The sequence below is a fragment of the Gemmatimonadota bacterium genome, assembly GCA_016209965.1.
GTDB lineage: Bacteria > Gemmatimonadota > Gemmatimonadetes > Longimicrobiales > RSA9 > JACQVE01.
In genome coordinates this window covers 1-8,440 of record JACQVE010000116.1, presented here as the reverse complement: position 1 = coordinate 8,440, position 8,440 = coordinate 1, and the positions used below count along the sequence as shown (strand labels likewise).

Genomic DNA, 8,440 nt, shown 5'->3' with positions numbered 1-8,440 from the left:
CTGCGGCGGAATACGGTGGCCGGACATATTACTTCTGCAGTCAGGAGTGCCGGCAGGAATTCGAGGCTCACCCCCAGGACTACGCGGAGGATTGAGTGGCTCCGCTTGCTGGCGCGCTAACCGTCTTCCTGGGGGCGGCCGGCGCATGGCTGGTCCTCCGCTGGCTGGGCGACGCGCTGAACCCGCCGGGGTGGACCGCGCCCGAGCGCGTCCCCTTCGCCGGGGGCAAGCCGCCACGCGTCCACGCCTGGAGCCGCTTCCACGTCCGCTATTACGCCATGGCCCTCCTCTTCCTCGCCTTCGACATGGAAATGGTCTACATGTATCCCTGGGCGGTGGTGTTCGTGCGGGAGGGCGTGACCGCGCTCGTGGAGATGGCCGGCTACACCTGGCTGGCGATCCTGGCCGCCGCCAACACCGTCCTCTCCCTCGCCTATTACGCCCGCGTGCTGGGCCCCGCCTACTTCCGCGCCGCGCCCGCGCCCGGCTTCGGGGCCGAGCGCTGGGCTGCACTCGCCGCCGCAGGCTGCGCCGCGGGCCTGATCGTGGCCGGCCTGGCCGCCGAGATGCTCTTAGCCGCCTTCACCACCGCGCGCCTGCTGCCCGGCCGGTGACGACCGTCCTCACGAACTCGACCACTTACGGTCGCGCGCCGGGCAGCGAGCGCAGGTCGCGGTAGCGCAGGAACAGCTCGCGCTGGCGCGTGTCGGGCGGCACTTCCCGGCCGCGGATGAATACGTGCTCGACACGGGTGAGCAGCTCGAAGGGGTCGCCGGACCAGATCACGACGTCGGCGTCCTTCCCCGGCTCGAGCGAGCCGTAGCGGTCGGCAATGCCCCAGATCCGTGCCGCGGTGAGGGTCACGCTGCGCAGCCCGGCCTCCCACGGCATGCCGTAGGCCACGGCGATGCCCGCGCCCTGCTTCAGCTTGCGGGAGTTGTGCGCGTCGAAGGTCGCGAATGCCACCAGCACGCCGGCGGCCTCGAGGCGGGCCGCGTTCTCGAGCGTCGCGCCCAGGTTGTCGAACCCCGGGATATTGCTGAACGGGTTGATCACCACGGGCACGCCGGCCCGGGCGATCTCGCCCGCCACCCGCCACGCCTCGGCCGCGCCCAGCAGGATCAGCTCGAGCCCGTAGTCCTGGGCAAGGCGGAGCGCGGCCAGGATGTCACTGGCGCGGTCCACGCTCAGGGCCAGGGGCAGCTCGCCGCGGATCACGGGGGCCATGGCCTCGAGGTCCAGCCGGCTCATGGCGTACTCCCGGCGCTGTCCCGCCTCGAAGGAGCGGCGGTTGGCGGCGAAATCGCGGGCGTCCTCGAGCGCCTCGCGCAGCCGGAGCAGCGCCGCGCCGCGCGCCCCGCCCGCCTTCTCCGCCCCGGCCTCGCCCAGCACCGCGAACATGCCCACCGGGTTCTTCTGGATCATTTCCGTTGCGCGATCGCTCCCCAGCTCGACCAGTACGCCGCGGCCAGCAATGAGCGATGCGCCCGGCGCCGGGAGCACGACCGCCCGCGTGATGCCCTCGACGCGCGTGACCGGGATGAGCGTGGACTGCGGGTTCAGCGCGTCCGCGACGGTAAAGGCCGCGGTGATGCGGTCGTCCTCCGTGGAAGCGTCCACGGTGCCGGGCGCGAGGCCGATCTCGACCACGCCCAGCTCCGTCGCGGAATCCAGGAACCCGGGCGTCACGACCTTCCCGGTCGCATCGATCCGCTGCGCGTCCGGCGGGACGATCACGTCGCGCCCTAGGGCCGCGATCTTTCCGTCCCGGATCAACACCGTGGCGCCGTCGAGTGGCGGGCCGGAAACAGGGTGCACCCTGGCGCCGACAATCGCCACGGTCTGCGCGGCCGCCGGCGCAGCCACGGCAAGAAGGAGCGCTACGCCCACACTCCAGAGCGCAGCGCGGGCCTCCCTCTCCAAGCTCACCGCGCCGCGCGCCCGGCCGCTGCCCGCGCCGCGCCAGCCTGCGCTGCGAGCGACCCTCGCCACGCCGTTCATGGAACCACCTCCGGCACGAGCCCGACCTGGAAATCCGTGCGGGGCCGGCGCCGTGGGTCTGCGCGGTCATAGACCAGCGCCCCGTCGATGAACACCTGCTCCGCCCTGCCGTAGATGCTGAACGGGTCGCCGGACCAGATCACCACATCCGCCATCTTCCCGGCTTCGAGCGAGCCCGTCCAGCGGTCGATCCCGATCGAGCGCGCCGGATTGAGAGTGATCCACTGGATCGCATCTTCGCGATCAACATCCATCCCCATCTCCTGCGCCGCCCGCATGGCCTTGGCCGCCTCCTGGTTCAGCCGCTGAATCCCCTCCTCCGAGTCCGAGTGCACAATGGCGCAGCCGCCAGCCTCGTGCACCAGCGGGATGTTCTGCATGATCCCGTCATACGCCTCGATCTTGAAGCCCCACCAGTCGGCCCACATGCTGGCGCAGATACCCTGGGCCGCCAGCAGGTCGCGCACCTTGTACGCCTCGACGGCGTGGTGGAACGCCGCAATGCGGTAGCCGAACTCCCTGGCGATGTCCATCATGATGGCCATCTCGTCGGCACGGTAGCAGTGGTTCTGGATCAGGATCTTGCCGTCCAGCACACCGGCCAGGGTCTCGAGCTGCAGGTCGCGGGCAGGCTCCTTCTCGGGGTCCCGACGGCTGCTCTTCCCCCAGCGCTCCCACTTCTCGCGGTACTCGCGCGCCTTGATCCATGCCGCGCGGTAGCCGGCCACGTTGCCCATGCGCGTCGAGGGGAAGCGGTTCCGGCTGCCGTACACCCGCTTCGGGTTCTCGCCGCACGCCATCTTCAGCGTGTGCGGCGCGCCCGGGAACTTCAACCCCTGTACCGTGCGGGAGGGCACGTTCTTCAGCACCACGCCGCGGCCGCCGAACAGGTTGGCCGAGCCGGGCAGCACCTGCATGCTGGTCACACCGCCCGCCCGCGCCAGCGGGAACTGCGGGTCCTGCGGCCAGACCGAGTGCTCCGCCCAGACCTGCGCCGTGTTCGGGTCGGTGGCTTCATTGCCATCCGACAGCGCCTGCGTCCCGGGTGCCGGGTACACGCCCAGATGCGAGTGGTTGTCAATGATCCCGGGCGTGACCCACTTGCCCGTAGCATCCACGACCACCACACCCTGGGGAGCGGCCACTTCCAGACCGACCGCCACGATCTTGCCCTCCTGCATGAGCAGCGAGGCGTGCTGCAGTGGGGGGCCCGCCGCGGTCAGGATGGTGGCGTTTCGGATGAGTGTCGGCTGCGAGGGCAGCGGCTGGTAGGTCGAGGCGAAGGCTTCCGCTTCGGCCGCCGCAGCCTGCGGCGCCGGGCCCGTGGCCGGCTCCGATCCCGCGCTGGCGCAGCCCAGCAGCGCGGCCAGCCCCAGGGGCCATGACGCGATTCGTCCCTTCATGGTTGACTGCTCCGCTTCCGGGGGTTCTGTCACTGGAATGCGGCGCCAAGCTAGGTCCGGCACCCGGCCCCGACAAGCGTTGTCACGGCTGCGCCCACCCACACGTTCTTCCTGCGTGAGCCCCGCGCGAGCGGGTCTTCTCCGTCCATCCAGGAGGACGACCATGAGAACCGCGCGACGTCGCATCGGACCCGCATTGCTCCTGGCTTTCTCAGCCGCGGCGCTCCCCGCAGCCGCGCACGCCCAGCTCATCAACCTGAAGACGGTGCCCGTCGCGGCCGGCGACCAGTTCCTGGTCTTCCCGTCCCGCAACCTGGGCATGGGCGGCGTCTCGATCGCACTCGAGGATCCGCTGTTGGACGCGTTCGTCAACCCGGCCAAGGGGGGCCGCGTGCAGCGCTCGCACTTCCTGGGCGCTCCGACCTTCTACAACGTCTCCGACGACGGCGCCGCCGGCCGCACACTGCCCATCAGCGCGCTGCTCGCTTCCGGGGACTGGTTCGGCGGCGCGTCGCTGGCACTGCAGCAGCTCGAGGCCGCAGGTGCAAACACCCGGTTTGCCGTCCTCGAGGCCGCCGCCCGGGACCTGACCAGCAACTTCTTCTCGACGGCGCCCCTGCTGAGCGAGCGCTCCTCGAGCAACCTGTACGCCTTCGGCATGCTGGGCCGGAAGCTGGGCAGCCGCGGGCTCGCCCTGGCCGGCAGTCTGTTCTGGGCCGGGCTCGACGCCGTGGACGGCGTCGACCTGCTTTACGCGCTGAGTCAGGACATCGAGCAGTCGGGTCACCTGCTGGACTACCGCCTGGGGCTGGTCGCGGAACGGGAGCGGAACAGCTTCTTCGAGCTGCTGCTGCTCCACCACCGCTTCGACATGCGCCACGACGTGACCTACGTGAACTGGATCTGCGAGCCGAGGGACCGCTGCCACCTGCAGACGCGGGTCGAGAACAACCTGGACCGCACCTACACCTGGGGCGCGCACCTGGGCTACGTCGCGCCGCACTCGCCGGGCGGCTGGCGCGTGGGCGGGATCCTGACGGCCAACTGGAAGACACACCCCAAGATCCCGAACTACGAGATCATGAACATCCCGCGCGACCCCGGGAACTCGTGGGCCTACAACTTCGGCGTTGGCGCCTCCCGCTCGGAGGGGCCGGCCACGGTCGCGCTGGACCTGATCTACGAGCCCATCTGGAGCGACACCTGGGCGGAAGCGGCAGAGGCCGTCAAGACGCGCAGCGGGCGCATCATCCCGGTGGGCGGCAAGACGGTAGATAATGATTTTCGCTTCTCGAACGCTCTCTTCCGCGGCGGCATCAGCCGGGAAATGGAGCGCTTCGGCTTCCAGCTCGGGCTGCAGATCCGGTCCATCCGCTACTGGCTGGACCAGTACAACCACATCGAGGAAGTGAAGCGGGAGCAGCAGGAGAGCTGGGCGGAGTGGACGCCCAGTTGGGGCGCGAGCCTGACCTTCCCCGAGTTCGACATCCGCTATGTCGGCCGGCTGACCACGGGCAGCGGGCGGCCCGGCGTCGCCTTCCCCTGGGGCGGACGGCGCGGTGCCGAGCTGGCCTCGGCCTCCGACATCATTCTGGCGCCCTCGGGGCCACTCACGTTGCAGGAGGCGCGAGTGCTCACCCACCAGGTGTCGGTCTCGATCCCGCTGCGGAGGGTGCCGGCGCCCAAGTAGGTAGTTTGCCGCCACCCGCCGGGCCGCGCTACCTTATCCCGCGTCGAACCGCCTTGCTCTGACGCGGGAGATGCTAGGGGATGCAGAAGAATGCCCGCCTGCGTTGCCTCTGCCTGACCACCGTAGCCCCGACATTGCTGTTCCTGAACATTGGGCTGCTCAGGGCTCAGGCACCCGCTCGGGAGGCGCCGCCCGCCGGAGCGGCAACTGCCACGGCTGCCGCGTTCTTCGCCTCGGCTTATCTGCCGCTCGGCCATTGGGCCTACGACTACATCGACGTCCTCCTCGCGCGCGGACGCCTGGGCAGCCTGCAGCCGCTGATCCAGCCCTACCGCCGCATGGATGTCGCGCACGCCGTGCGCGCGGCGCGGGAGAGCGGCGCGTTACTCGCGGAGGAGCGGCCGTGGGCCGAGGCCATCGCGCAGGAGCTGGCGTTCGAGATGCGCCTGCTGGAGGGGGCCGGCGCACAGGAGCTGCGCTTCGAGCGCCGGCTGGGCGCGGGCGTGAAAGCGCTCAGTCATAAACACCGGGACGCCCTGCGCCCGGAGGGCGGGGCGGCGCTCTTCCCGACCCTCGACCTGGACCTGATCGGCGAAGCGCCGGCCGTCGCCACCGGGTTCCGCATCCGGTGGGACAACCATTACCTGAATGACCCGCAGTTCCCGGGCGGACTGGCCATCGCGCCGCGCGAGTGCGATCCCATCATCGGCCGCTGCGGCTACCGCGTCGAGGACGGCTACGTCGAGGTGCAGTTCCCGTACGTCCGCCTCTTCTTCGGCCGCACCTACAGGAACTGGGGGCTCCCCGGGACAGCCGGCTTCCTGGTCTCGAATTACGCCTACAGCTACGACCACGTCGCCTACCGCTTCGGCAGCGATCGCGTCGCGCTGACCGGCTTCCTCACCTTCCTCAATGACTTCAAGGCCGACACTACGCGCTACTTCTCCTCCCACCGCTTCGACTGGCAGATCCGCGAGAACCTGACCCTGGGCCTGAGTGAATCCGTGGTCTACGGCGGCGTGAACCGCCCCTTCGACTTCAACCTGGCCAACCCGGTCGGGGTCTGGGAGATCAGTCCTAGTGGCAATCAGGAGACGAACGCCCTGGGTCTCCTCGAAGTCTGGTGGCGCCCGCGCCCGGGGCTGGTCACCTACGGCGCTTTCCTGCTGGACAACACCATGGTGGGCGAGGAGGGGATGGCCGAGGGGCTCACCCAGTACGGCGCCGCGCTGGGCGTCCAGCTCCCTGCGGCCGCACCCCGGCTGTCACTGCGGGCCGACTTCTCCCTGCTCAACAGCCTCGCCTACCGCAGCCGCATACACCGGCTCTTCTACTACACGGTCGAGTCACTGGGCCTGGGCCGCGACGTGGCGGACGCCATCACTGGATCGCTCCAGGCCGACTGGTTCCTGGATACGCGGCTGGTGCTCAAGCCGCGGCTCGCGCTGCAGTTCCGGGGCGAGGACGACATCCGCGAGCCCTGGCCCGCGGACGCCTTCTCGGGACACGACCTGCTGCTGGTCGGCCAGGTCGAGACGACGCTCCGGCCCAGCCTCAGCGGCACCTGGCGTGTGCCCCGCGGCGAGCTGAACTGGGATGCGGGTCTCAACTTCATCCACGCCGAGGATCATCGCCGCGGCGGCGGCTGGGGGGTGAAGGGGGTGGCTCGCGTGCAGGCGGCCTGGAGGACGCGGTTTTAGCCAGCGAGTGGGAACCTCCAATCGAGGCCCGCAGCCGACGCATCAGGGAAAAAACAGGGCCAGGCCGCCCACGTAGTGGATGTTGTGCACGAACTTCGCCGCCTCGGCTGCGCCGGCAAAGGTCTCGCCGATCTGGAAATCGCCAATGTCCACGGGGTTGTTGTCCACGCGGTCCAGCAGCTCGAGCCGCAGCGCCAGCCGCGAGGTCAGGCGGATCTCGGCGCCCGCGCCCAGCGTGGCGGCCAGCAGCGTGGCATCCACGGGCTTGAACCCGAAGCGTGCGCCCACCAGGAAGGCGAGGCTCTCCAGGTCCTCCAGCCGGTCGAGATCCCACAGGTCCACGCCCGCGCCGACAGCCAGGAAGGGGCTGAGCCGGCGCTCCCGGCCCAGCGGCCGCCACACGGCGTCCAGCCCCAGATAGCGCACGGCGACGTCGCCCACGCCGCCCACGTCCACGTTCAGCCCGCCCGTCCCGTCGCGCCGCACGGCCGTGCCGGTCACCCGCAGCGTGGTGGACGCCAACGCCGCGTTCAGCCGCAGGTCGAGCCAGCCGGCGGCCGCCCAGCCGAGAGTTATCCCCAGAACGCGGGTCGGCTCCGCATCGAGATCGACATCCACCAGGAGATCACCGGGCTGACCCAGTCCGCGCGCCGGGTCGAACTGCGTGCCCACCACCTCGCCCAGGACGGTGAAGCGCAGCCCGCCGAAGTAGGGGGTCAGGTGCAGGGGGGCCGTGCGGCGCACGCCTCTGCCGAAGCCTTGCGCCCGGGCTGATCCCGCATCCAGCACAAGGGCAAGGAGCAGGGCGAGCCCCGCGATTACCGGTAGGGAGCGTCGCCCTGCGAGCAGTTGCGCGCCTGGCACACCCATGCCCCGACGCGGCCGACTCGCCAGCCGTGGACTTCCGCGGGCACTGCCCCTACTTTGCCTGCCGATCCAGCAGAGCAGACGCCCGAAGCACGGCCGCGGCCAGGAGACCTCGATGCGACCCGCAAAATCGTTGTCGGGCGGCATTGCGCTCGCGATACTGCTCCTCGCCTGTGGCGACGGTGACATCACCAACCCCACGCTCGGCGATCTGGCCGGCAATTATACCGCTTCCCGCTTCCAGTTCACCAGTAAGGCCAATGCCACAACGAGGATCGACCTCATACAATTCGGCGGCAGTTTTCAGGTCAACATTGCCTCCAACGGCCAGTTCAGCGGGATCCTGAGGACATTCGATCCGGCCACTTTCCAGACCGTCGATTTTACCGTGGCGGGGATCATGACCATCCAGGGCAATGACAAGCTGGCGGCCGACTTCACCGCGGGCCCGTTCAGTGATCGGACCTTCAGCTTCGCGCTCTCGGGCTCAGCGCTCACGCTCCTGGATGACAACGCCAGCTTTGATTTCGACCGGGACGGCCAGAACGAGCCCGCCGAGCTGCTCATCGTGCTGAGACGGACTTGAGCGGGGGAGCGACCACCATGGCCGAGAACCGATGCCCCAAGTGTGGCGCTAGCTTCATGGGCGCCGCCGTCTGCCCGCGTTGCAAGGCCGCCAACCCGAAACGCCTCAAGGTGAAGCGCGGGCAGGAAGTCGAGGTCTTCGTACCCGCAAAGATCGAGTGGGTCAAGGGGCGCGTCACGGACCCCAAGCAGGG

The 8,440-nt window shown here is 69.6% G+C and carries 9 protein-coding genes; 6 read left to right on the top strand and 3 right to left on the bottom strand.

All coding sequences use genetic code 11. The features are described 5' to 3' along the window. Together HY703_04930 and HY703_04925 are read left to right on the top strand one after the other, a co-directional pair. On the top strand, positions 1-95 hold a 95-nt coding region (locus tag HY703_04930), incomplete at its 5' end, for a YHS domain-containing protein (protein MBI4544519.1). 33 nt (positions 96-128) lie between these two features. Next, positions 129-614 carry an NADH-quinone oxidoreductase subunit A gene (locus tag HY703_04925; protein MBI4544518.1) on the top strand — a complete coding sequence of 162 codons (486 nt, stop codon included), beginning with the start codon at positions 129-131 and terminating at the stop codon, positions 612-614. A 25-nt stretch (positions 615-639) separates the two neighbouring features. On the opposite strand, the gene HY703_04920 is transcribed toward HY703_04925, so the two are convergent. After that, positions 640-2,001, bottom strand: coding sequence for an amidohydrolase family protein (locus HY703_04920; protein MBI4544517.1), 1,362 nt, complete (start codon positions 1,999-2,001; stop codon positions 640-642). Beyond that, positions 1,998-3,404: an amidohydrolase gene (locus HY703_04915; GenBank protein MBI4544516.1), complete on the bottom strand. Its 1,407-nt coding sequence runs from the start codon at positions 3,402-3,404 to the stop codon at positions 1,998-2,000. Before HY703_04915 ends, HY703_04920 begins: the two co-directional genes overlap by 4 nt. A 163-nt stretch (positions 3,405-3,567) precedes the next feature. On the opposite strand from HY703_04915, the gene HY703_04910 reads away from it, so the two are divergent. Together HY703_04910 and HY703_04905 are read left to right on the top strand one after the other, a co-directional pair. Then, the gene (locus HY703_04910) at positions 3,568-5,094 is read left to right on the top strand and encodes a hypothetical protein (GenBank protein MBI4544515.1); all 1,527 of its coding nucleotides are present in this window, start codon (positions 3,568-3,570) and stop codon (positions 5,092-5,094) included. A gap of 80 nt (positions 5,095-5,174) precedes the next feature. Further along, complete coding sequence (locus HY703_04905; protein MBI4544514.1) at positions 5,175-6,794, top strand: hypothetical protein; 1,620 nt, start codon at positions 5,175-5,177, stop codon at positions 6,792-6,794. A gap of 42 nt (positions 6,795-6,836) precedes the next feature. Here HY703_04905 and HY703_04900 read toward each other — a convergent pair whose 3' ends face one another. After that, positions 6,837-7,538, bottom strand: a complete 702-nt coding sequence (locus HY703_04900; GenBank protein MBI4544513.1) for a hypothetical protein — start codon at positions 7,536-7,538, stop codon at positions 6,837-6,839. A gap of 238 nt (positions 7,539-7,776) precedes the next feature. Here HY703_04900 and HY703_04895 point away from each other — a divergent pair, with 238 nt between their 5' ends. Together HY703_04895 and HY703_04890 are read left to right on the top strand one after the other, a co-directional pair. Beyond that, on the top strand, positions 7,777-8,247 hold the full coding sequence (locus tag HY703_04895) for a hypothetical protein (protein MBI4544512.1): 471 nt from the start codon (positions 7,777-7,779) through the stop codon (positions 8,245-8,247). A 17-nt stretch (positions 8,248-8,264) separates the two neighbouring features. After that, positions 8,265-8,440 (top strand): hypothetical protein (locus HY703_04890; protein ID MBI4544511.1); only part of this gene is annotated, 176 nt, incomplete at its 3' end.

Bases quoted from the DNA above. Each gene is read 5' to 3' on its own strand.
- HY703_04895 (MBI4544512.1), top strand. From the start codon at position 7,777: ATGCGACCCGCAAAATCGTTGTCGGGCGGCATTGCGCTCGCGATACTG.
- HY703_04920 (MBI4544517.1), bottom strand. From the start codon at position 2,001: ATGAACGGCGTGGCGAGGGTCGCTCGCAGCGCAGGCTGGCGCGGCGCG.
- HY703_04915 (MBI4544516.1), bottom strand. From the start codon at position 3,404: ATGAAGGGACGAATCGCGTCATGGCCCCTGGGGCTGGCCGCGCTGCTG.
- HY703_04905 (MBI4544514.1), top strand. From the start codon at position 5,175: ATGCAGAAGAATGCCCGCCTGCGTTGCCTCTGCCTGACCACCGTAGCC.
- HY703_04910 (MBI4544515.1), top strand. From the start codon at position 3,568: ATGAGAACCGCGCGACGTCGCATCGGACCCGCATTGCTCCTGGCTTTC.